1 protein-coding gene is annotated in these 1,676 nt (G+C 45.8%); it reads right to left on the bottom strand.

Annotated features, from left to right (window positions below; genetic code table 11):
- Positions 1-556: 556 nt before the first annotated feature.
- Positions 557-1,594 carry a transposase gene (locus tag ACTHRH_RS25615; protein ID WP_144940693.1) on the bottom strand — a complete coding sequence of 346 codons (1,038 nt, stop codon included), beginning with the start codon at positions 1,592-1,594 and terminating at the stop codon, positions 557-559.
- Between the last annotated feature and the right edge of the window lie 82 nt (positions 1,595-1,676).

The following is a 1,676-nucleotide window of genomic DNA, read 5'->3' as shown; positions in this document are numbered from 1 at the left end:
CTACGACTGACCAATTAACATACAATACTTATTTTCTGTTTCCTTGAGGTACTTTGCAGGATTCCGTCTAAATCTTCTGCGCTTTGTTGTTTCTTCAAGGCGTCTAGCCCAACGTTGTCGTTCAGCGTGGAACACTTCGTAGCTAACGCTTTGGAGCCTATTCAACACATCGGTTTGCCGGAGAGCATCATCGACAAATACAACAAACTCACCGGACCGCATGATGTACTCGTTCCAGCTTCTGAGTCCCGTCATTCGTCGATGACGTGTCTTTGTCCGTCGGAAAAATCGCTCATGATCGTTATTTGTTCGAGGAACATGAGGGTGATCGTAACAAGTAAAGAGTCCTTTCCAGAATCCGTTGGTGTAACTCTTGAAGTTAGTGACCATTGGGCGGTCGTGCTCTTTGGTGTATGTTTGCTCCAACCATTGCATCAAACATCGCATGTGGAGTCGCACCGATTCACTCGTTTGGTCAATGTCTGGATTCAAGATGTTAGCGGCGTGATGCAGAGGACGTGACCAGCGTTTCACTTCTTCATAGAGTTGATGGAACTCATTCAGTTTGTTGAATATTCTGAAAACGTTCTGGAGCAGAGAGGGCCCCTTTTTTATCCAGGCAATTTTGAAGCGATGTCTGAATGGCCTGGGCGTTTTCGTAAATTCGCACTCCGGGTAAGTCTAACGGTGGATTACCGTCCTCCAGTAGTACAGAACGGATCGCCGCCAAATAGTCTTTCACTACTTCGTTTTCCGGCGATTCGTCTTTGTCTAATTTTCTTTCGATGTCGCGGATTCCGCGAAGACTTTTCTTAATGCCGGTTTTCAGCTTCCGGTCAAGCTCCACTACTGGCTTAGCGATGTCTTTTAAGTAGTGGTACTGACAATATTGGTACGGCACCTCTGGGAGCAGCGACTCCATTGCAAGACGTATAGATTGCTGTCCGTCCGTGACAATTCCAATGATACGGAAGCCAAGATCAATGACAGGCTGAATAAGTTCTTTCAGTTCTTCCGACGAGCTGCTCTTCACGCTTTTCGCGACAAGAATCGTCCCGCTAAACACTTCACGGATCACATAGAGCGTCTCGTTTCCTTTCTCGGGTTGAACGCCATCCATGGAGATCATAATTCCTCCGTGTTCTTCAGCAACTTGTTTGAGGACGGATTTCACATGGTCTGTGACGCTAGAGCGCAGTAAAGTGACGTACCGCTCGTACAATCTTTGTGAGTTTCGCTCAGAAGTAGCGACACCGCGTTCATTAAGTTCTTGGGTGATTTCTGCAATGGTCATGTGATGCTTAAACCGTAATTGCCCGACGAGAGCCAATACATCGAAGCCGTATGATGTATGTTTCATGCACAAGGAATCTGCTTCAGCTGATCTGTAGTATGTCTTAGGGTAGGCGCAGTTAGAGTTGGAGCAGACATATGCCATGCTCCATACTTGAATAACACCGGAAAGAGTCGCAATATTTTTCTTCCATGCTGTGTGGCTACGTTTCAATTTCGAACCACAATGGAGACAACGCTCAAGCTCAGGTCGATAGTATATTTTTCTCTCGGGAACAATTCGATTTTTAGGCAAAGGCATTAGAAAACCTCCGTCAAAGTATGTAAAAAATACTTCGACGAAGGTCATTGGAAATCCTTGTTAGTTAATTGGTCAGCCGTAG

Source organism: Paenibacillus sp. SAFN-117, assembly GCF_051966115.1.
In the GTDB taxonomy this organism is placed as follows: Bacteria; Bacillota; Bacilli; order Paenibacillales; family NBRC-103111; genus Paenibacillus_L; species Paenibacillus_L residui.
Note: the sequence above shows the minus strand (reverse complement) of the source record. Positions and strands in the feature narration are given on the sequence as shown.

Bases quoted from the DNA above. Each gene is read 5' to 3' on its own strand.
- ACTHRH_RS25615 (WP_144940693.1), bottom strand. From the start codon at position 1,594: ATGCCTTTGCCTAAAAATCGAATTGTTCCCGAGAGAAAAATATACTAT.